Raw genomic sequence first — 19,327 nt, forward strand, 5'->3', positions numbered from 1 at the left:
CCCCACGTCACGGTCCGGCCGCGCGCATCGCGGCCCAAGGTCTTTTTAGAACCCGCAAGAATCCTGCAAGAATCCGTCACATGACAACTGGTTTTACCGTTATTCGAGACACCACCCCCGCCGCCGACATCCCCAAGGGGGCGGTGGTCGCCATGGGCAATTTCGACGGCGTCCATCTCGGTCACCGGGCCGTGATATCAGCTGCACTGAACATGGGGCACGCCCACGGAAAACCCGCTTTTGCGGTGACCTTCGAGCCGCATCCGCGCAGTTTTTTCAGCCCGAACAGCCCGCAATTCCGCCTCACGGACGAGACCAACAAGCTCCGGCTCCTGGCCGCCACCGGGCTAGCCGGCGCCGTGGTGATGACCTTCGACAAGGGCCGCGCCGGAACGTCAGCGCAAGATTTCATTCACCATGACCTGATCGGTCGGCTCGGGATCAGCGGCATCGCGGTCGGCTACGACTTCCATTTCGGCAAGGGCCGGGTCGGCTCGCCCAGCCTTCTGGTCAGCGAAGCGCCGCGGCTCGGGATCGAAGTCGATGTCCAGGCCCATGTCGACATCGCCGAGCGGCCGGTGTCTTCCAGCGCCATCCGCATGGCGCTGGCGGAGGGCCAGATCGACGACGCCACCGCGATGCTGGGCGGACCGTGGTTTGCAACCGGCGAGGTGATCCATGGCGAGAAGCGCGGCCGCGACCTCGGCTATCCCACCGCCAACATCCGCCTCGACAAGAATTGCGCGCTCAAGCACGGCATCTATGCGGTGCGGGTCGGGCTCGGAACCGAACGGCTCAACGGCGTGGCGAGCTATGGCCGCCGTCCGACCTTCGACAATGGCGCACCGCTGCTGGAAGTGTTCCTGTTCGACTTCAAAGGCGATCTCTATGGCTCGGTGCTCGACGTCGCCTTCATCGCCTTCATCCGCGATGAACTTAAATTCGACGGCATCGAGGCGTTGATCCGCCAGATGGACGACGACAGCGCCCGGGCCCGCGCCGCGCTCGCGGCCGCACCCGATGCGTATCCGAAGCTTGGAGTGATTGATTGAGCAAGACTGAAAAGCAGAAGATGCTCGCAGGCGAACTGTATCGCCCTGACGCCGAACTCGGCGCCGAACAGGCGGTCAATAAGGCCTGGCTGGTGCGTTACAATGCGGCGCTGGCACAGCCGGTGTCGGAGCGGCACGCGCTGCTGCGCGAACGCCTCGGCCATGTCGGCAAGGATGCCGTGATCCGGCCGCCGTTCTTCTGCGATTTCGGCTACAACATCCGCATCGGCGACGGCGTGTTCATGAACTTCAACTGCGTCATCCTGGATGTCGTCGAAGTATCGATCGGCGACCGCACCCAGATCGGGCCCGCGGTGCAGATTTACGCCGCCGACCACCCCCGCGACGCCAAGACTCGGCGCGAAGGCCTCGAATTCGGGCGCCCGGTCCGGATCGGCAGCGACGTCTGGATCGGCGGCGGTGCCATAATCCTGCCGGGAGTCACCATTGGCGACGGTGCCGTGATAGGCGCCGGCAGCGTGGTCACGCGCGACGTCGGCGCTGACGTGACCGTCACGGGAAACCCGGCAAGGCCGAAACAGTCGTCCTGAGATGCGGGGGGACACCCCTGCAGGGCTTTGCGGTTTCCCCTTCCGGCTGCTATGGAAAGCCCATGTTTGCGCGGCGCACCATCCCCATTAGCGGCCCGGCTTCCGCCTGAGCTTTGGCTCGGCGCAAGACCGGGATTTCCCCGTTTACCCCGCGAATGACCAGCGTATCTCGCGCCTTTTCAGCCAAACCAGAGCATTCATGTCCGAAAAACCGCAAAAGTCCGAAAAATCCGAAGGACCAGACTATTCCAAGACCCTGTTCCTGCCGCTGACGGAATTCCCGATGCGCGCCGGCTTGCCCAAGCTCGAGCCGGAAATCCTCAACCACTGGAACAAGATCGGCCTCTACGAGAAGCTGCGCGAGGCGGCCGACGGGCGGCCTAAATTCGTGCTGCATGACGGCCCGCCCTACGCCAACGGCAACATCCATATCGGCCACGCGCTGAACAAGATCCTCAAGGACGTCGTGACCAAGAGCCAGCAGATGCTCGGCTTCGACTCCAACTATGTGCCGGGCTGGGACTGTCACGGCCTGCCGATCGAATGGAAGATCGAGGAAGAGAACTACCGCTCCAAGGGCAAGCCGAAGCCCGACTTCCGCGACTCCACGGCGATGGTGGCGTTCCGCAAGGAATGCCGCGCCTATGCGACGCACTGGCTCAACGTGCAGCGCGAGGAGTTCAAGCGGCTCGGCATCATCGGCGACTGGGACCATCCCTACGCCACCATGAGCTATCCCGCTGAAGCCCAGATCGCGCGCGAACTGATGAAGTTCGCCGCCAACGGCACGCTCTATCGCGGCTCCAAGCCCGTGATGTGGAGCGTGGTGGAGAAGACTGCGCTCGCCGAGGCCGAGGTCGAATATGAGGACTACACCTCGGATACGGTGTGGGTGAAGTTTCCGGTCACCTCGCCGGCGCATGGCGCGCTGGCCAATGCGTCCGTCGTGATCTGGACCACGACGCCATGGACGCTGCCCGGCAACCGCGCCATCAGCTTCTCGCCGAAGATCGCCTACGGCCTGTTTGAGGTCACCGACGCGCCCGCGGACAATTGGGCCAAGAACGGCGACCTCCTGATCCTCGCCGACGCGCTCGCCGAGAGCGTGTTCAAGCAGGCCCGCGTTACCGCCTACAAGAAGGTGCGCGAGCTGCCGGCCGACACGCTCGACGCGGTGGAATGCGCCCATCCGCTGAAAGGCTTCAGCGGCGGATACGAATTCACCGTGCCGCTGCTGCCCGGCGACCACGTCACCGACGACACCGGCACCGGCTTCGTGCACACCGCGCCCGGCCACGGCCGCGAAGACTTCGATGCGTGGATGGCGAATGCGCGCGAACTCGACAGCCGCGGCATCAACACCGCGATCCCCTATACCGTCGACGAGAACGGCGCCTTCACCGACCACGCCCCGGGCTTCACCGGCAAGCGCGTGATCAACGACAAGGGCGAAAAGGGCGACGCCAACGAAGCCGTGATCAAGGTGCTGATCGAAGGCGGCAAGCTCTTGGCGCGCGGCCGCCTCAAACATCAGTATCCGCATTCCTGGCGATCGAAGAAGCCGGTGATCTTCCGCAACACGCCGCAATGGTTCATCGCGATGGACAAGGACATCGCTGACAACGGCAAGACCAAGCCCGGCGATACGTTGCGCGCCCGCGCGCTGCATGCGATCTCGGTGACGCAATGGGTGCCGCCCGCCGGGCAGAACCGCATCAACGGCATGATCGCCGGCCGCCCCGACTGGGTGATCTCGCGCCAGCGCGCCTGGGGCGTGCCGATCGCGGTGTTCGTGCGCGAAAAGGGCGACGGCTCCGCCGAAATCCTGCTGGACGAAATCGTCAACCAGCGCATCGCCGAGGCCTTCATGGAGGAAGGCGCCGACGCCTGGTACATGGACGGCGCCCGCGAACGCTTTCTTGGGTCCCGCGCGAGCGAAGACTGGAAGAAGGTCGACGATATCTGCGACGTCTGGTTCGATTCCGGCTCGACGCATGCTTTCGTGCTGGAAGACCACCAGAATTTCCCCACGCTCGGCAACATCGTCCGCAAGGTCGACGGCGGCGAGGATACCGTGATGTATCTGGAAGGCTCAGACCAGCATCGCGGCTGGTTCCATTCCTCACTGCTGGAAAGCTGCGGCACCCGCGGCCGCGCGCCCTACGACGTGGTGCTGACGCACGGCTTCACGCTGGACGAGAACGGCCGCAAGATGTCGAAGTCGCTCGGCAACACCGTCGAACCGCAAAAGGTGATGAAGGATTCCGGCGCAGATATCCTGCGGCTGTGGGTCTGTTCGACCGATTATGCCGACGACCAGCGCATCGGTGCGGAGATCCTGAAAAACACCGTCGAGACCTACAAGAAACTGCGCAACTCGATTCGCTGGATGCTCGGCACACTACACCACTTCAATCCCAGTGACGCGGTTGCGCATGAGGAGATGCCGGAACTCGAACGGCTGATGCTGCATCAACTCGGCGGACAAGCCGCGATCGTGCGGCAGGCCTATGCCGAGTTCGATTACAAGACGGTTGTCGCCAGCCTGTCGGCGTTCATGAACACCGAATTGTCGGCGTTCTATTTCGACATCCGCAAAGACGTGCTGTATTGCGACGCGCCGTCCTCGCCGGTGCGCAAGGCGGCGCTGACCACGATCGACATCATCTGCGACTCGATCCTGAAATGGCTGGCGCCGGTGCTCAGCTTCACCACCGACGAAGCCTGGCGGATGTACCGGCCGGGCGCCGCGCCGTCGGTGCACCTGACGCTGTTCCCGACGGATCTGGGTTCATTCCGCGACGATGCGCTGGCTGCGAAATGGGAAACCATCCGCAACGTCAGGCGCGTCGTCACCGGCGCGCTCGAACTCGAACGCGCCGCCAAGAACATCGGCTCGTCGCTGGAAGCGTCGCCTCTGGTCTATGTGTCGGACAAGGCGATCTTCAACACGCTGTTCGACGTCGATCTGGCCGAAGTGTGCATCACCTCGAATGCGATGGTGACCAACGACGACGCGCCGGCCGCGGCCTTCACCCTCGCCGACGTTCCCGGCGTCGCGGTCGTGGTCGAAAAGGCCGTCGGCACCAAATGCGCGCGGTCGTGGAAGATCCTGCCGACCGTGGGCGACGACGCCGAATATCCTGATGTCTCGCCGCGCGACGCGCAGGCGCTGCGGGAGTGGAAAGCGCTCGGAGTGGGCGTCTAGGATTCTGGAGTGCGAGTCTAAGATCCTATCGTCGTCCCTGCGAACGCAGGGACCCATAACCACCGGCGTCTGAGATAGAACAAGGAAGATGATCCACGGTCTTTCAACCAATAACCAGCACGGCGTATGGGTCCCTGCGTTCGCAGGGACGACAGCTTGCATTGTGCTGGCGTCACGCCCATGAGCCCTCACCTCCGCCCCGGGATCATCGCCGCCGTCGCAGCCCTGGTGCTCGACCAGGCCTCGAAACTCTGGCTGCTGTTCGTGTTCGATATCGGCCGGCGGGGTGCGGTGAAGGTGACGCCGTTTTTCGATCTGGTGCTGGCCTGGAATGTCGGGATCAGCTTCGGCTGGTTCCAGAACGACGGCTTCCTGGCCCAGGCCATCCTGACCGCGATCAAGGCGGTGGCCGTGGTCGTTCTGGCGGTCTGGATGGCCCACTCGCGCAATTGGCTGGCCACCGTGGCGCTCGGCCTGATCATCGGCGGGGCTGTTGGCAACGCCATCGACCGGGTCGCCTATGGCGCGGTGGTCGATTTTGCCCTCTTCCACGTCGAGATCGGGGGAAATACCTTCAATTGGTACGTGTTTAACGTGGCCGATGTGGCCATTGTTGCCGGGGTAGCAGCCCTATTGTATGATTCCTTCCTGGGGGTACCCGCCGCAAAAGCGCCCTGATCCCGGTCGATACGGGCCGTTGCGGCTCCTTGGCGGTAATATTGCCTCGCAAACTCGGGATTGTGCCTCAAGGCCAGCCGGCAAGTTTTGTAGAAGTTTGCAAGTTTTGCGGAAATTTGAAATGGGAACGAGCGCGATGCGCGAGACCGAAGCCAGCTTCTGGATGGTGCAGACAACCTCGCTGACGCGGGCGATGCGGTTCGCCGCCATTGCCCTGGGCGTCGGCCTCGTGATGGCCGCCGGTCCCGTGCGCGCGGCCGATGACGATGACGAAGACGACAGGACCTTCGAGGAAAAGATCATCGGCAATATCATGAGCGGCCTCGGCGGCACGAACATGGAAAGCAAGGGCATCGAGTACCGCGAGCGATCTCCGCTGGTGGTGCCCCCGAAACTCGATCTGCCGCGGCCGGCCGGCTCCTCGGCCGCCGCGAACGCGCCGAACTGGCCAAAGGATCCGGACGAGGCGCGCCGCAGGGCTGCGATCGCGGCCCGCAAGAAAGACAACAAGGACCCGACCCTGTCGGCCCGCACCCTGACGCCGTCCGAACTCAATGTCGGCAGGACCGCCGCGCCCACGCGCACCAACAACGATCCGATCCAGCCGGGCACCACCAACAACGCCCCCCAGCTGAGCCCATCGCAGCTCGGCTATGAAGGCGGTTTGTTCGGTATGTTCAAGGGCAACAAGTCCGAGTCGGCGGAGTTCAAGGGCGAACCGCCGCGGCAGTCGCTGGTCGAGCCTCCGGCTGGGTACCAGACGCCCTCGCCGAACTATGCCTACGGCACCGGGCCCAAGGAATCGCTGAACAAGAACTACGACGTCATGACGGGCAAGGAACGCTGACGCCAATTTCGGCTCCGCGCCCTCACCGGTGAGGACCGCTGTTGGTACCGCCAGGCGTTTTGCTCTCTGCATCGTGACATCAGGCGTGATACGCGCGGTGTACGATCCCGCGGCTTTGTCCCGAACGCTTGGGTTCGGGCTTCCAGACAGGTCATGATGTCCCCCCATCGCTTTGCCGTTTCGCTCGCTGCCGCTTTGATTTCGACAATCGCTTTTTCCAGCAGCGGCGCGCCGGCCCAGACCACGGTGACGTCGGAGCGTCCCGCCAGCTTCACGCTCGGCAATGGCTTGCACGTGGTGGTAATCCCCGATCACCGCACCCCCGTCGTGACGCAGATGATCTGGTACAAGGTCGGCTCCGCCGACGAGACGCCGGGAAAATCGGGACTGGCGCATTTCCTCGAGCATTTGATGTTCAAGGGCACCGCCAAGCATCCCGCCGGTGAATTCTCCGAAACCGTGCGCCGGATCGGCGGCAACGAAAACGCTTTCACCTCGGTCGACTATACCGGCTATTTCCAGCGCGTGCCGCGCGAGCAGCTCGGTCGGATGATGGAATTCGAGGCCGACCGCATGACCGGCCTCATTCTGAAGGACGAAAATGTTCTGCCCGAGCGCGACGTCGTGCTCGAGGAATACAACATGCGGGTCGCCAACAACCCGGACGCGCGGCTGAACGAACAGATGATGGCCGCGCTGTATCTCAACCATCCCTATGGCCGCCCCGTGATCGGCTGGCGCCAGGAGATCGAGAAGCTCGACCGCGAGGACGCGCTGGCGTTCTACAAGCGCTTCTACGCGCCGAACAACGCCACGTTGGTGATCGCCGGCGATGTCGACGCCAAGGAGATCCGCGCGATGGTGGAGCACGCCTATGGCGCGGTGCCCGCACAGCCGGCAATTCCCGCGCAGCGCATTCGTCCGCAAGAGCCGGTGCCCGCAGCACCGCGCACCGTGACGCTGTCCGATCCCCGCGTCGAACAGCCCGGCCTGCGGCGCTATTACCTCGTTCCCTCTTCCACGACCGCGGCCGCCGGCGAAAGCCCGGCGCTCGACGTGCTTGCGCAACTGATGGGCGGCGGCTCCAACTCTTATCTCTACCGCGCGCTGGTGATCGACCGCCCGCTCGCGATCAACGCCGGTGCCGGCTATCAGGGTACCTCGCTCGATCCGTCGCAATTCTCGATCTCGGTCTCGCCGAAGCCCGGGGTGGAGTTCTCGGCAGTCGAGCAGGCGATCGACGACGTGATAACGGACGTCATCCAGAATCCCGCCCGCGCCGAGGATATCGAACGCGTCAAGACCCAGCTGATCGCGGAGGCGATCTACGCGCAGGACAATCAGGCGACGCTGGCGCGCTGGTATGGCGGCGCGCTCACCACCGGCCTGAGCATCGAGGACATCCGCAGCTGGCCTGATCGCATCCGCGCCGTCACCGCCGAACAGGTCCGTAACGCCGCCCATAAATGGCTCGACAAGAAGCGTTCGGTGACGGGTTATCTGATCAAGGACCCCACGCCGAAACGCGAGGAGAAGCGCTCGTGATCCATTTTTCGATTGGCGCGCAGCGCTTCACATCGGCCATTGCCGCCCTCGCGGCACTGCTGTTGCTGACCTCGGCACCAACGCACGCCGCCGCAAAAATCCAGCGCCTGATCTCTCCCGGCGGCATTGAAGCCTGGTTCGTGCAGGACGCCACCGTGCCCCTGATCGCGATGGAATATGCCTTCCGCGGCGGCTCGAGCCAGGACCCCGCCGACAAGCCCGGCACCGGCAATCTGGTTGCCGGCCTGCTCGATGAAGGTGCTGCCGATCTCGACTCAAAGACCTTTCACGAGCGGCTTGACCGCCGCGCCATCGAGCTCAGCTTCTCATCGACGCGGGATTATTTCCGCGGCTCGCTGCGCATGCTCAAGGACAACAAGGACGAAGCCTTCAACCTGCTGCAGCTGGCATTGACCTCGGCACGTTTCGACGCCGCCGACGTCGAGCGCATCCGCGCGCAGGTGATCTCCAGCCTGCGGCGCGAGACCACCAACCCCTCCTCGCTGGCGAGCCGCAAGTTCCTGGAAGTCGCGTTCGGCGATCATCCCTATGGCCGTCCGTCCAACGGCACGCTGGACAGCGTGCCCAAGATCGACGTGTCGGACATGAAGGCCTATGCCGGCCGCATCATCGCCAAGGACACATTGCGGATATCCGTGGTCGGCGATGTCGACGCCGACACGCTCGGCAAGCTCCTGGACCAGACGTTCGGCGGATTGCCGGCCAAAGCCGGCCTGACGCCGGTCGCCGAAATCCAGGCCGCCCCGCCGCCGCAGCGCGCCTTCGTTCCGCTCGACGTGCCGCAAACGGTCGTCATGTTCGGCGGTCCCGGCATCCGCCGCCACGATCCGGATTTCATGGCCGGCTATGTCGTGAACCACATCCTCGGTGGCGGATCATCGTCGCGGCTTTACAAGGAAGTCCGCGAAAAACGCGGGCTGGCTTATTCGATCTCTCAATCCCTGCTCTGGATGGACCGCTCCGCCCTGTTCGTGGGCAATACCGGCACCCGCGCCGACCGCGCCGGTGAAACGGTCGATGCCGTTGAAAAGGAGATCCGCCGTATCGCCGAGGACGGCCCGACCCAGAAGGAGCTCGACGAAGCCAAGTCCTATTTAAAGGGCTCGCAGATGCTGGCGCTCGATACCTCCTCGAAGCTCGCCGCAGCGCTGCTGCAGTACCAGCTCGACAAGCTTCCGATCGATTACATCGAACGGCGCAACGCCCTCGTCGATGCCGTGACGCTCGACGACGCCAAAAAGGCCGCACAGCGGCTGTGGGGCAAGGGCCTGCTCACCGTGATCGTCGGCCGCGCCCCGCAAGCCGCCGCCCAGCCGGCTGTTGCTGCCCCGCCGCCGAAGGCGAACTGACAGAGCAACTTCTGTCCAAAAACGCTATCTTGCGCGCACCGATTCTAATCCACGCCCGGTGAACGCCATGCTGCGGGTCTCCCGCGACCTTTCAATCGACGAGAACGACATCGAGATCGGCTTTGTCCGCGCCTCCGGTCCGGGCGGGCAGAACGTCAACAAGCTCTCGACCGCCGCACAATTGCGCTTCGACACGCGCAAGATCACGCTGCCGGAAGACGCCGCCCTGCGGCTCAACCGGCTCGCCGGCCAGCGCATGACCAAGGAAGGCGTGATCGTGATCCACGCCCAGCGCTTCCGTACCCAGGAGCGCAACCGCGCCGATGCCATCGACCGGCTGCTCGAACTGTTGCGCGAAGCCATGGTGAGGCCGGTGCCGCGGCGCGCGACCAAGCCGACCTTCGGCTCGAAGCAGCGGCGGCTGGAAGGCAAGAAGAGCCGCAGCGACGTCAAGTCGAAGCGCGGCGCGGTGCGCTTCGACGACTGACGGAGTTGGCGGCGGGCATTGGTCTGCTGCGCCAGAGCTTCGGTTCTGATCGAGTCAGAAAAAACTCCGGCCGACGCGCGACCGGAGTTTCCGAGTTGTAACTGGAACCTGTTGAAGCTCGCGCGGGACTAGAACCCCGTTCCGATTGAATCGGAACGTGGCTCCAGATTCTTGTTTTGACGCGTTTTCTTCACGCGAACCGGTGTCCACTTCGCTGGAAAACGCTCTAGTAGCGCTTGCCGCCGGTCGCGGTATCGCCGGCTGTACCGCCAGTGCCCTTGGCCGCGCCACTGCCGGCGCCGACGGTGCCCTTCGCACCGGTCTTCGCAGCTTTCTGTCCGGCCGCACTCGGCTGCGCACTGAGTTCCTCGTCGTCGGTGGCCGACGTCCCGCCCTGCATCTGACTCTTGCCCTGCATGCCGCCGCGGATCTTGCTATCGGACGAGGTACCCTGCGCCAGCACGGGACCGGCCACCATGGCCGAGATGGCAAGCGCGATCGCCGAGGTTTTTACTAACTTCATTCAGTTCTCCTGGGTTTGATCGCGATGAGCGGTTCGGTTGTTCCACGCGCCATCCGTCCGGACCTGCCCATCGCACAGAGCAATTTGTCGCGAACGGCGCACGCACCAGACAATCCGCGCCGTGTGGTCTTCGTTTAGGGATTTCGGGGCAATTTCACGAAAACTTGGCCACGGATCGACCCAATATGCGGCGCGTGGAACTGTCGTTGTGTCAGTCGCGAATCAAATATTCCCGGATCATGATCCGCGCGCGATGAATGCGGGCCTTGACGCTTTCGCGAGAGAGGCCGAGCACGCCGGCGATCTCGTCAATCGACAATTCCTCGATGTCGCGCAGCAGGATCACTTCGCGATAATGCTCGGGCAGCGACTGGATGGCGCGCGAAAGGTCGATGCGAAGGTCTTCGGGACGCCAATGCGCCAGACGCGTTTCAGTGTCTTCCGCCGGCGCGTCGGCCATTCCGACCGACCGGCGCAGGAGCCGCAGACAGGCGCGCCGCGCGACCGCGAACAGCCACGCCGAAAACGACGTCACCGCCCGCAGCGTTCCGACGCGCCGGTACAGCAGCAGCAGCGTTTCCTGAACCGCATCGTCGATGTCGGCCGCGCGGCAGTTGCGCGCCGCGTAGCGACGGACGTCAGGCTGGGCCGCTGATATCAGCGACACCAGCGCGTCGGCGTCCCCGCCCCGCGCCGCCTCGACCAGGGCGGGATCGCAGCGGCTGGTTCGGACCAGCGCATTCATGGCGAGGGCAGCCGGCGGCCGACCATGGCGCACATCGGGCAAAAGCCGAGGAATCCGGTCGCGATCGCGACCGCTCCGGCGCCGGCGATCGCATAGCCGGCCATCGTGCCCGGCATCGCCATCAGCCCATAGGCGATCATCATGATGCCCCCGATACCCCGTATCGCCCGCTCCCAGCCCGGCAGATTCTTGCGATAGAACATTCTAGCTCCTTTGATTTCACGAGAGAACTGTCCGTTCTCGTGTCATAGAGCCGCCCCGCCGGGCTTTCGGTTCGCGGACTGGCAAGTTTTTTAGCACCCCGATCTCGCCCGTTTCCGGAACCCGGCCGCTTTTGTTCTGCCGTGAAACAGCCCGCTACTACCACCGCTTGCGGACAGCGACCTAAATTCTGTGCACGCGAACGGCCATCATCGCCTGCCCAAAGGAGCTGAACTGAATGGCAAAACCCGTTCATTCGATGATCCGCGTGCTCGACGAGGCGAAGTCGCTGGACTTTTACGCGCGCGCCTTCGGGCTCGAAGTCGCCGATCATCTTAAGTTTCCGGATTTTGCGCTGATCTATCTGCGCCATCCCTCCTCGCCCTTCGAGGTCGAACTGACCGTCAATTACGATCGCAAGGAGCCCTACTCCCTCGGCGATGGCTACGGCCATCTCGCCGTTGTCGTCGACGACGTCGATGCCGAACACGTCAGGTTTGAACGAGAGAAGCTATCTCCCGGACCGTTGCGCGACTTCAAGCATGACGGCCGGACGCTGGCGCGCTTCTTCTTCGCCACCGACCCCGACGGTTACAAGATCGAAGTGATCCAGCGGGGTGGCCGCTTCGGTTAGTCGCAATCAATAAAACGTTCAATGGAGGAACCCATGAGAGAAGTCGATCGTCGAAGCAAATACAATCGCCGCATCTTTCTCCAAGGCGCGGCAACCGCGGTACCGGCCGTTGCGATTGCTACCAGCACAGGCCTCGGCATTGGGGAAGCCTGGGCCGACGGTGCCACGTCGTTGACCCCTGCGACACTCAAGACGCTGGTCAAGATGGCGCGCGATATCTATCCGCACGATTTTCTCGGCGACAGCTATTACATCACCGCGATCAAGCCATGGGACGGCAAGGCGGCGAAGGACCCGGCGGTGAAGTCGCTGATCAATGACGGCGTCACGCGGCTGGATCAGGACGCCAACGACCGACACAAGGTTGCCTATGCCCAGGTGCCCTGGGAAGCGGACCGCGTGGTGTTGCTGCAGCGGATCGAGCAGACCGCATTCTTCCAGAAGATTCGTGGCGACCTCGTCGTCTCGCTCTACAACCAAAAAGAGCTGTGGCCGAAGTTCGGTTACGAAGGTTCCTCCGCGGAGCATGGCGGCTACATCAAACGTGGCTTCGCCGACATCGACTGGCTGCCGAAGGTCTAGGCCCAGGCAACTCAACAAACAGCGGTGAGGAGGAAATCCAAATGGCAAAATTCGATCTGAATGATAGCGGCGTGGTGGTGATCGTGGGCTCAGGCGCCGGCGGCGGAACATTGGGCAATGAACTTGCACAGAAGGGCGTCAACGTCGTGATCCTCGAAGCCGGCGCCCGCATCGAGAACCATGACTTCGTCAACGACGAATGGGAGAGCTTTACCCAGCTTGCATGGACCGACATGCGCACCACGTCGGGAAGCTGGCGGGTCGCCAAGGACTTCGCCAACCTGCCGGCCTGGATCGTCAAGGCCGTCGGTGGCTCGACGACCCATTGGGCCGGGGCGTCGCTGCGTTTCGACGAGCACGAATTCAAGGTGAAGACGACCTATGGCGGATTGCCCGGCGCGAACCTGCTGGACTGGCCGATCACACTCGCCGAAATGGAGCCATGGTACGCCAAGGCCGAAAACAAGATGGGCGTGACGCGCACCAACGGCATTCCCGGCCTGCCCGGCAACAATAATTTCAGGGTGCTCGAGGCCGGCGCGAGGAAGCTCGGCTACAAGACCGTGCATACGGGCAACATGGCCATCAACAGCGAGCCCCGCGATGGGCGCGCCGCCTGCCAGCAGATCGGATTCTGCTTCCAAGGCTGCAAGTCCGGTGCGAAGTGGTCGACGCTCTATACTGAGATTCCAAAGGGTGAAGACACCGGGAATCTCGAGGTACGGCCCAACAGCATGGCGATCAAGATCGAGCACGATGCGTCGGGCAAAGTGACCGGCGTCGTCTATGCCGACGCGTCAGGCGCGATGCAACGCCAGAAGGCGCGCGTGGTGGCGGTTGCCGGCAACTCGATCGAGAGCCCGCGTCTGTTGCTCAACAGCGCATCGACCATGTTCCCCGACGGTCTTGCCAATTCGTCCGGCCAGGTCGGCCGCAACTACATGCGGCACATGACCGGCAGCGTCTACGCGGCGTTCGAGAAGTCGGTGCATATGTATCGCGGCACCACGATGGCCGGCATCATCCGGGATGAGGCCACCAACAATCCAAAGCGTGGGTTCGTCGGCGGTTACGAGATGGAAACGCTGTCGATCGGTGTGCCCTTCATGGCGGCATTCCTCAATCCGGGCGCGTGGGGACGGCCGTTCTCGGCCGCGATGGAGGCCTATCCGCGCATGGCCGGCATGTGGCTGGTCGGCGAGGACATGCCGCAGGAAACCAACCGCATCACGCTGGATCCCAAGGCCAAGGACAAGTTCGGCATGGCGGTGGCGAGTGTGCATTTCGACGACCATCCCAACGACATCGCGATGCGCAATCACGCCTACAAGCAGGGCGCCGCCGTCTACGAGGCGATCGGCGCCACGGTGACCTATCCGACGCCGCCCTATCCCAGCACCCACAATCTGGGCACCAACCGGATGAGCGAGAAGCCAAGGGATGGCGTGGTCAACAAGTTCGGCCGGACGCACGACATCAAGAATCTGTTCATTTCCGACGGCAGCCAGTTCACCAGCGGAGCTGCCTGCAATCCGACGCTGACGATCGTCTCATTGGCGATCCGGCAGGCGGATCACATCGCAGGTGCGATGCAACGCAAGGAGATCTAGCTGCCTGAATAACAATGCGGCCCTGTCCCGGACAGGGCCGCATTCTATTGGAAGGCGCAAGCTCTATTCGGCCGCGTCGAGAATGACGGGCGCATTGCCACCAAACTCCGCGATCGCCGCGGCACTCACTGCCAACGCACTCCTGGAACGATAGATCAGACACGAGCACCGCAGCAGCGACGCAAAATTGTTGACCTCGCCATGGTGGTCGAGGACTTCGTTGTGCAGCTTGGTAAGGAATTTCGCGAGGCTCATTCCCTCCTTCGCCGCGATCTCCTCCAGCGTGTCCCAGAACGACATTTCCAGCCGGATCGAGGTGCAATGGCCACCGATCCGCAGCGATCGGGTCTGCGATTCGTAGTCGCGTTGCGGCTGGTGCGCGAACAGCTGGCACATGGCAGTCCTCCCGTCAGTTTATAACTTTTCTAAACGATATACCTGCGCAGGCGACCTCACAATCCCACGTCGTGGACAGCGAAAGCTCTCGCGAGCCCCGCGTTGCGGCGCCGAACATCAGCATCTTCAATGTGATAGTCAGTGCTCATCCCCAGCGGGAACCGATTCGGTCGCCGCCCAATGCATTTGCCGTCACGGCGGCCTAGAATGCGACAAGCCCAGAATCGGTCCCTGAACGAAGCCCATGCCCGTCCGCCAGCTCCCAGAACAGGTCGTCAACCGCATCGCCGCCGGCGAGGTGGTGGAGCGGCCTGCGAGCGTGGTCAAGGAACTGGTCGAGAACGCCATCGACGCCGGCGCCTCCAGGGTCGACATCTTCACCGATGGCGGCGGCCGGCGGCGGATCGGCATCACCGACGACGGCAGCGGCATGACGCATGCCGACCTGGCGCTGGCGGTCGATCGCCACGCCACCTCCAAACTCGACGACGAGGATCTGCTCCGGATTCGCACGCTGGGTTTCCGCGGCGAGGCGCTGCCCTCGATCGGCGCTGTGGCTAAATTAGGCATTACCACACGCCATGCAGGCGAGCCGCATGCCTGGTCGCTGTCGGTCGAAGGCGGCGCGAAGTCGCCGATCATGCCGGCGGCGCTGAGCCAGGGCACCCGTGTAGAAGTAAGCGATCTCTTTTATGCGACACCGGCGCGGCTGAAATTCCTCAAGACCGACCGCACCGAAGCCGAAGCGATCCGCGAAGTGGTTCGCAGGCTGGCAATGGCGCGGCCCGACATCGCCTTTACGCTGGCCGGCGAAGAGCGCGCGCCGGTGACCTGGGCCGCAGCACTGCCCGGTGCTCCGGGCCGGCTGACGCGGCTCGGCGATATCCTCGGCGCGGATTTCCGTTCCAGCGCGATCGAAGTGCGCAGCGAGCGCGAAGGCGTGGTGGTCGAAGGCTTTGCCGCCGCACCCTCGCTGACGCGCGCCAATGCGCTCGGGCAATATCTGTTCGTCAACGGCCGCCCGGTGCGCGACAAGCTGATCCTCGGCGCGGTGCGCGCGGCCTATTCCGATTATCTGCCGCGCGACCGCCATCCGGTCGTGGCGCTGTTCGTGACGCTGGAGCCGCAGGAAGTCGATGCCAACGTGCATCCCGCCAAGACCGAGGTCCGGTTCCGCAACGCCGGCCTGGTCCGTGCGCTGATCGTGCATGCGCTCAAGGACGGCCTCGCGCGCGAAGGCCGGCGCACGGCTGCGAACACCGACGGTGCTGCGCTCGCCTCGTTCCGCCCGTCATTCGCGCCGCGCCCAAGCAATTGGGACTGGCGCAGCTCGCCTTCCTATCCGACAGGCCCGATGCCCGCCTTCGCCGGCTCGGCGGCGCCGGCGTTCGCGGAAGCCGGACAGGCCGCATTCGATGTCGGCACGCCGACGGCCGATGTGCGCTTCGAGGCGCAGCCCGCCGCCGACATGCTCGATCGTCCGCTGGGTGCTGCGCGAACGCAGATCCACGAGACCTATATCGTGTCGCAGACCCGCGATGGACTGATCGTCGTGGACCAGCACGCCGCCCATGAGCGCATCGTCTACGAGAAGCTGAAGGCCTCGCTGGCGAAGAACGGCGTGCAGCGGCAGATCCTGCTGATCCCCGAGATCGTCGAACTCGACGAGGCCACGGTCGAGAAGCTGCTCGATCGTTCGCTGGAACTGGCGACGTTCGGACTGGCGATCGATTCCTTTGGCCCCGGCGCGGTTGCGGTGCGCGAGACGCCGTCGCTGCTCGGCAAGGCGAATGCCGCGGGGCTGCTCCGTGACCTCGCCGAGCACATGGCGGAATGGGATGAGGCACTGCCGCTGGAGCGCCGGCTGATGCACGTCGCCGCCACCATGGCCTGTCACGGCTCGGTGCGCGCTGGCCGCCGCCTCAAGCCGGAAGAGATGAACGCGCTGCTGCGCGAGATGGAAGACACGCCGAACTCCGGCCAATGCAACCACGGCCGCCCGACCTATGTGGAATTGAAGCTGTCGGATATCGAGAAGCTGTTCGGGCGACGGTGACGGAATTGTAGGGTGGGCAAAGGCGCCTCGCGCCGTGCCCACCATCGGCACTCAGCACTTGATGGTGGGCACGGTGCGCTTTGCCCACCCTACGGATCACCGTGATCGCAGGAACACGAACTCCGTATCGTCATAAGCCCGCCGCTCCAGCTCCTCGAATGCTTCGGGTGCCGCGAACGCCGCGGCCTTCGCCTCTTCCACCACCAGCAGCGCGCCCGGCGTCAGCCAGCCGCCCTCGCGCATCGAGGCCAGCGCTTTTTCCGCGAGGCCCTTGCCGTAGGGCGGATCGAGGAACACCAGCGAGAACGGCTCCATCGGATGCGCGGGACCGAGATTGGTGGCGTCGCGGCGATAGACTTTTGTCACGCCGCCCAGCCCTAACGCCTCGACATTATTGCGCAACAACGCACGAGCCTCGGCGCCGTTGTCGACGAACAGCGTGAATGATGCGCCACGCGAGGTCGCCTCGATGCCGAGCGCGCCGGTGCCCGCGAACAGGTCGAGCACGCGCGCGCCTTCGATCGGATCGTCATAGGCGTGGACGAGAATATTGAACACGGATTCGCGCAAGCGATCCGCGGTCGGGCGGATCTCGCGCGATGAGGGCGAGGCCAGATTACGACCCTTCAACCGTCCGCCGACGACACGCATAGCGCAGCTACTCGTCCCGCGGCTTCAGATCGCGCTTGCCGTGATAGCCGCGCTGCGGGCGGCGCGGCGGGCCGTAGCCGTTGGCCTCCTCCTCGTTGCGCGCGCGGGCTTCCTCGCTGCCGGTGCGCTGCACCAGCACACGGCGGCCCTTGCGGTCGGCGATCACGCCTCGCTGGGTCACGGGCTTGGGAGGCGTTGGCTCCTTGTCACCCGGCATCGGCCGGTTGAAGTCAGCGCCCGCCAACTCAGCAATCTTCTCGCCGAGCTGCTCGCGCAGCACGCGGGTTTTGACTTCCTCGACCTGGCCTTCGGCGAGTTCGCCGAGCTGGAACGGGCCGTAGGAGACCCGGATCAGCCGGTTCACCTCGAGGCCGAGATGCGCCATCACGTTGCGCACTTCGCGGTTCTTGCCTTCGCGGATCGCAAACACCAGCCAGACATTGGCGCCCTGGTCACGCTCCAGCGTCGCGTCGATCGAGCCGTATTTGACGCCGTCAACCTCGACGCCCTTCTTCAGCTCATCGAGCTGCGCCTGCGTGACTTCGCCATGGGCGCGGACGCGGTAGCGCCGCAGCCAGCCGGTGTCGGGCAGTTCGAGTGCGCGCGCCAGCCCGCCATCATTGGTCAGCAGCAGCAGGCCTTCGGTGTTGAAATCGAGCCGGCCAATCGAGATCAGCCGCGGCAGGCCTTCGGGTAGATTGTCGAATACCGTCGGCCGCCCTTCGGGATCGGCATGGGTGGTGATCAAACCACGCGGCTTGTGGAACATGAACAGACGCGTTCGCTCGCGCGGCGGCAACGGCTTGCCGTCGACGGTGATCGCATCATTGGCGGTGACGTCGAGCGCCGGCGAATTGATGACGCGGCCGTTGACGCTGACGCGGCCCTGCGTGATCCATTCCTCGGCATCGCGGCGCGAGGCCAGGCCGGCGCGCGACACCACCTTGGCGATGCGCTCACCTGACTTCTTGACCTTCGGCGGCTTCGGCCCGCGCTTTTCGAATTCGGTCTTGCGCTCGCGATAAGCGCCACGGCCGCCGAACGCCGGACGTTTTGCAAAAATCCTGCTGTCGTCCTCGTTCTCGCGGCGCGGACGTTCGTCACCCGGCTCGCTGCGCGGATGCTCCCGCCAGTCGGTGCGGCCTTCGGGGCGTTGGCGCGGACGATCAAACTTCGGACGATCGCCGGCGGGACGATCCTCGCGCGAACGCGAGAAGCGCGGACGCTCCTCACCGCCGCGGTCGTCGCGGGAACGGTCGAAGCGCGGTTTGTCGAAACTGCGCGTGCCATCGCGCGGCGGGCGGGAATCCCGATCGCCGCGATCCTCGCGCTTCTGCCACGGCTTTGAATCGCCGCGATCGGCACCGAAGCTCTTGCGTGGTCCGCGGTCCGGGGCGCCACGTGAGGAGAATTTCTTGTCGCCGCCGAATTTCCGATCCGGCCGATCGCCGCGAGGGCCGTCGCCACGCGGCGTGTACGGCCGCTTCTCACCACCACCCTCGCCACGCGGCGTATAGGGACGCTTCTCTCCGAATTTCTTCTCACCAAAGCGCGAGGCCGGACGCGCGTTATCGCGATCCCCAGGGCCGCTCTTGCTATCCCGAGGGCCGCCCTCGCGGTCCCGGCGCGGCGGACGGTCGTCGCGATTGAAGTTCGGGCGGTCGCCGCGCGGCGTGTACGGGCGCTTCTCGCCGCCACGATCCTCGCGCGGCTTGAACGAGCGCTTTTCGCCGTCGTCGCCACGGGACGGACGGCTGGTAAACGGCCGGTCGCCACGGGGACGGTCATCGCGGTTGAAGCGTGGCGGACGATCACTGCCCTCGCTGCGATCGCGGAACGGCCGGTCGCCACGCGGCGGGCGCGGCGCGTCGAAATCGCGGCGCGGCGGACGATCGCCGTCGCGCTTGCCGGCGTAGGGCTTAGCCCCGCCCGCATAAGGCTTCTTGTCGAACGACCGCGCGCCGTCTGGCTTGCCGGCATAGGGACGTCGCTCGCCGTCGCGCTTGTCGCCGTCACCCTTACCGGCAAAACCGCGCTTGGCGAATTTCTTCTCAGGTCCCCTGGCCGCGCCCGAACGGCCCTTACTAGCGCCGGCGCGGCCTTGGCCGCCCGAGGGTCGGCCACCGCCGGGGCGATCACGCCGGCCGCGGGAATCGTTGTCTTTGTCGTTGTCGCGGGGCATGAATAGTCT

General features: G+C 64.4%; 18 protein-coding genes. 12 read left to right on the forward strand and 6 right to left on the reverse strand.

Annotated features, from left to right (window positions below; translation table 11 throughout):
• Positions 1-80 precede the first annotated feature (80 nt).
• The 8 genes from ABIE49_RS14340 to arfB all read left to right on the forward strand — a co-directional run bounded on the left by ABIE49_RS14340 (position 81) and on the right by arfB (position 9,738).
• Positions 81-1,052 carry a bifunctional riboflavin kinase/FAD synthetase gene (locus tag ABIE49_RS14340; RefSeq protein WP_192738835.1) on the forward strand — a complete coding sequence of 324 codons (972 nt, stop codon included), beginning with the start codon at positions 81-83 and terminating at the stop codon, positions 1,050-1,052.
• Entirely contained in the window at positions 1,049-1,603 is a 555-nt protein-coding gene (locus ABIE49_RS14345) for a sugar O-acetyltransferase (RefSeq protein WP_192738836.1), read from the forward strand. The genes ABIE49_RS14340 and ABIE49_RS14345 overlap by 4 nt, the downstream gene beginning before the upstream one ends.
• Positions 1,604-1,802: 199 nt before the next feature.
• Complete coding sequence (ileS, locus tag ABIE49_RS14350) at positions 1,803-4,811, forward strand: isoleucine--tRNA ligase (protein ID WP_192738837.1); 3,009 nt, start codon at positions 1,803-1,805, stop codon at positions 4,809-4,811.
• 180 nt (positions 4,812-4,991) lie between these two features.
• Entirely contained in the window at positions 4,992-5,489 is a 498-nt protein-coding gene (gene lspA, locus ABIE49_RS14355) for a signal peptidase II (protein WP_192738838.1), read from the forward strand.
• Between the two features lie 121 nt (positions 5,490-5,610).
• The gene (locus ABIE49_RS14360; protein ID WP_502915904.1) at positions 5,611-6,336 is read left to right on the forward strand and encodes a hypothetical protein; all 726 of its coding nucleotides are present in this window, start codon (positions 5,611-5,613) and stop codon (positions 6,334-6,336) included.
• Between the two features lie 153 nt (positions 6,337-6,489).
• Positions 6,490-7,881: a M16 family metallopeptidase gene (locus ABIE49_RS14365; protein ID WP_502915905.1), complete on the forward strand. Its 1,392-nt coding sequence runs from the start codon at positions 6,490-6,492 to the stop codon at positions 7,879-7,881.
• On the forward strand, positions 7,878-9,251 hold the full coding sequence (locus tag ABIE49_RS14370; protein ID WP_502915906.1) for a M16 family metallopeptidase: 1,374 nt from the start codon (positions 7,878-7,880) through the stop codon (positions 9,249-9,251). The genes ABIE49_RS14365 and ABIE49_RS14370 overlap by 4 nt, the downstream gene beginning before the upstream one ends.
• 67 nt (positions 9,252-9,318) lie before the next feature.
• Entirely contained in the window at positions 9,319-9,738 is a 420-nt protein-coding gene (gene arfB / locus ABIE49_RS14375) for an alternative ribosome rescue aminoacyl-tRNA hydrolase ArfB (protein WP_192738841.1), read from the forward strand.
• Positions 9,739-9,964: 226 nt separating this feature from the next.
• On the opposite strand, the gene ABIE49_RS14380 is transcribed toward arfB, so the two are convergent.
• The 3 genes from ABIE49_RS14380 to ABIE49_RS14390 form a co-directional block, all read right to left on the reverse strand.
• Entirely contained in the window at positions 9,965-10,261 is a 297-nt protein-coding gene (locus ABIE49_RS14380; RefSeq protein ID WP_192738842.1) for a hypothetical protein, read from the reverse strand.
• 211 nt (positions 10,262-10,472) lie between these two features.
• A complete protein-coding gene (locus tag ABIE49_RS14385; protein ID WP_192738843.1) occupies positions 10,473-11,006 on the reverse strand; it encodes an RNA polymerase sigma factor in 534 nt (177 codons plus the stop codon).
• On the reverse strand, positions 11,003-11,209 hold the full coding sequence (locus ABIE49_RS14390; RefSeq protein ID WP_192738844.1) for a YgaP-like transmembrane domain: 207 nt from the start codon (positions 11,207-11,209) through the stop codon (positions 11,003-11,005). The genes ABIE49_RS14385 and ABIE49_RS14390 overlap by 4 nt, the downstream gene beginning before the upstream one ends.
• A 236-nt stretch (positions 11,210-11,445) precedes the next feature.
• Between ABIE49_RS14390 and ABIE49_RS14395 the strand changes: the two genes are divergently transcribed.
• The 3 genes from ABIE49_RS14395 to ABIE49_RS14405 are packed head-to-tail and all read left to right on the forward strand — an operon-like array spanning position 11,446 to position 14,033.
• Positions 11,446-11,841, forward strand: a complete 396-nt coding sequence (locus ABIE49_RS14395) for a VOC family protein (RefSeq protein ID WP_192738845.1) — start codon at positions 11,446-11,448, stop codon at positions 11,839-11,841.
• A 33-nt stretch (positions 11,842-11,874) separates the two neighbouring features.
• Positions 11,875-12,423 carry a gluconate 2-dehydrogenase subunit 3 family protein gene (locus tag ABIE49_RS14400; protein WP_192738846.1) on the forward strand — a complete coding sequence of 183 codons (549 nt, stop codon included), beginning with the start codon at positions 11,875-11,877 and terminating at the stop codon, positions 12,421-12,423.
• A gap of 41 nt (positions 12,424-12,464) precedes the next feature.
• Positions 12,465-14,033: a GMC family oxidoreductase gene (locus ABIE49_RS14405; protein ID WP_192738847.1), complete on the forward strand. Its 1,569-nt coding sequence runs from the start codon at positions 12,465-12,467 to the stop codon at positions 14,031-14,033.
• Positions 14,034-14,096: 63 nt separating this feature from the next.
• On the opposite strand, the gene ABIE49_RS14410 is transcribed toward ABIE49_RS14405, so the two are convergent.
• A complete protein-coding gene (locus tag ABIE49_RS14410) occupies positions 14,097-14,429 on the reverse strand; it encodes a ribbon-helix-helix domain-containing protein (RefSeq protein ID WP_192738848.1) in 333 nt (110 codons plus the stop codon).
• A gap of 244 nt (positions 14,430-14,673) precedes the next feature.
• Here ABIE49_RS14410 and mutL point away from each other — a divergent pair, with 244 nt between their 5' ends.
• Positions 14,674-16,485 carry a DNA mismatch repair endonuclease MutL gene (gene mutL / locus ABIE49_RS14415; RefSeq protein WP_192738849.1) on the forward strand — a complete coding sequence of 604 codons (1,812 nt, stop codon included), beginning with the start codon at positions 14,674-14,676 and terminating at the stop codon, positions 16,483-16,485.
• A gap of 96 nt (positions 16,486-16,581) precedes the next feature.
• On the opposite strand, the gene rsmD is transcribed toward mutL, so the two are convergent.
• Both rsmD and ABIE49_RS14425 read right to left on the reverse strand, forming a co-directional pair.
• Positions 16,582-17,136 carry a 16S rRNA (guanine(966)-N(2))-methyltransferase RsmD gene (rsmD, locus tag ABIE49_RS14420; RefSeq protein ID WP_192738850.1) on the reverse strand — a complete coding sequence of 185 codons (555 nt, stop codon included), beginning with the start codon at positions 17,134-17,136 and terminating at the stop codon, positions 16,582-16,584.
• A gap of 7 nt (positions 17,137-17,143) precedes the next feature.
• Positions 17,144-19,318, reverse strand: a complete 2,175-nt coding sequence (locus ABIE49_RS14425) for a pseudouridine synthase (RefSeq protein ID WP_192738851.1) — start codon at positions 19,316-19,318, stop codon at positions 17,144-17,146.
• Between the last annotated feature and the right edge of the window lie 9 nt (positions 19,319-19,327).

It is taken from the genome of Bradyrhizobium sp. OAE829, from assembly GCF_040546575.1.
GTDB lineage: Bacteria > Pseudomonadota > Alphaproteobacteria > Rhizobiales > Xanthobacteraceae > Bradyrhizobium.

What these genes read in the sequence shown, in the direction of transcription:
- ABIE49_RS14340 (WP_192738835.1), top strand. Translation starts at nt 81, where the DNA reads ATGACAACTGGTTTTACCGTTATTCGAGACACCACCCCCGCCGCCGAC.
- ileS (WP_192738837.1), top strand. Translation starts at nt 1,803, where the DNA reads ATGTCCGAAAAACCGCAAAAGTCCGAAAAATCCGAAGGACCAGACTAT.
- lspA (WP_192738838.1), top strand. Translation starts at nt 4,992, where the DNA reads ATGAGCCCTCACCTCCGCCCCGGGATCATCGCCGCCGTCGCAGCCCTG.
- ABIE49_RS14360 (WP_502915904.1), top strand. Translation starts at nt 5,611, where the DNA reads ATGGGAACGAGCGCGATGCGCGAGACCGAAGCCAGCTTCTGGATGGTG.
- ABIE49_RS14365 (WP_502915905.1), top strand. Translation starts at nt 6,490, where the DNA reads ATGATGTCCCCCCATCGCTTTGCCGTTTCGCTCGCTGCCGCTTTGATT.
- arfB (WP_192738841.1), top strand. Translation starts at nt 9,319, where the DNA reads ATGCTGCGGGTCTCCCGCGACCTTTCAATCGACGAGAACGACATCGAG.
- ABIE49_RS14380 (WP_192738842.1), bottom strand. Translation starts at nt 10,261, where the DNA reads ATGAAGTTAGTAAAAACCTCGGCGATCGCGCTTGCCATCTCGGCCATG.
- ABIE49_RS14385 (WP_192738843.1), bottom strand. Translation starts at nt 11,006, where the DNA reads ATGAATGCGCTGGTCCGAACCAGCCGCTGCGATCCCGCCCTGGTCGAG.
- ABIE49_RS14390 (WP_192738844.1), bottom strand. Translation starts at nt 11,209, where the DNA reads ATGTTCTATCGCAAGAATCTGCCGGGCTGGGAGCGGGCGATACGGGGT.
- ABIE49_RS14395 (WP_192738845.1), top strand. Translation starts at nt 11,446, where the DNA reads ATGGCAAAACCCGTTCATTCGATGATCCGCGTGCTCGACGAGGCGAAG.
- ABIE49_RS14400 (WP_192738846.1), top strand. Translation starts at nt 11,875, where the DNA reads ATGAGAGAAGTCGATCGTCGAAGCAAATACAATCGCCGCATCTTTCTC.
- ABIE49_RS14405 (WP_192738847.1), top strand. Translation starts at nt 12,465, where the DNA reads ATGGCAAAATTCGATCTGAATGATAGCGGCGTGGTGGTGATCGTGGGC.
- ABIE49_RS14410 (WP_192738848.1), bottom strand. Translation starts at nt 14,429, where the DNA reads ATGTGCCAGCTGTTCGCGCACCAGCCGCAACGCGACTACGAATCGCAG.
- mutL (WP_192738849.1), top strand. Translation starts at nt 14,674, where the DNA reads ATGCCCGTCCGCCAGCTCCCAGAACAGGTCGTCAACCGCATCGCCGCC.
- rsmD (WP_192738850.1), bottom strand. Translation starts at nt 17,136, where the DNA reads ATGCGTGTCGTCGGCGGACGGTTGAAGGGTCGTAATCTGGCCTCGCCC.
- ABIE49_RS14425 (WP_192738851.1), bottom strand. Translation starts at nt 19,318, where the DNA reads ATGCCCCGCGACAACGACAAAGACAACGATTCCCGCGGCCGGCGTGAT.